This window comes from Streptococcus sp. k-378 (genome assembly GCF_013277505.1).
GTDB lineage: Bacteria > Bacillota > Bacilli > Lactobacillales > Streptococcaceae > Streptococcus > Streptococcus pseudopneumoniae.
The window spans coordinates 1-528 of sequence record NZ_VMNC01000143.1 but is presented as its reverse complement, the minus strand read 5'-3'; the positions used below and the strand labels follow the sequence as shown (position 1 = coordinate 528).

The 528-nt window shown below is 45.3% G+C and carries 1 pseudogene; it reads right to left on the bottom strand.

From position 1 onward, the window contains the following. Nucleotides 1-528, bottom strand: a pseudogene (locus HT719_RS10730) (FIVAR domain-containing protein); the annotation flags it as partial.

Genomic DNA, 528 nt, shown 5'->3' with positions numbered 1-528 from the left:
GGCTTCGTATGCTTGAATACTTTCTGGTGTCTTACCTTCTGTACTTACAGCTTCATCTAACTTCGCTTTATCCTCAGTTAGTTTATTTTTCGCTGTAGTTGTCGCTGCGGTTGTTACGGCATCTTCTGCCGCTTTCAAGGCTGCTTTGGCTGCGTTTACTTTCGCTAGCTCTGCTTGTACAGCTTCTGGTGTCGCATTGTCGTCCGCTATTACTTTTTTCGCTGCTTCCACTGCTTTATCCGCCGCTTCTTTTGCTTTAGTATATGCGTCAACTTTGCTTTGTGGCTTGTCATCTGTAGTTGGTTGACTTGCTACTTCGCTTGCTAAGTCGTTATTCGCTTGCGTTAGAGCTATCTGGTCTGCTTTGTCGACTAACTGCTCTTTCGCTTTGTCTAACTTACCTTGCGCTTCTGTTACTTTTTCTTGCGCTTCTTGAACTTCAGCTGCTGTCGCATTGTCACCTTTAGCTAATACTGCTTTGGCTGCTTCCTTCGCTGCTGCAACATCTGCTTCTGCTTCTTTCTTAGC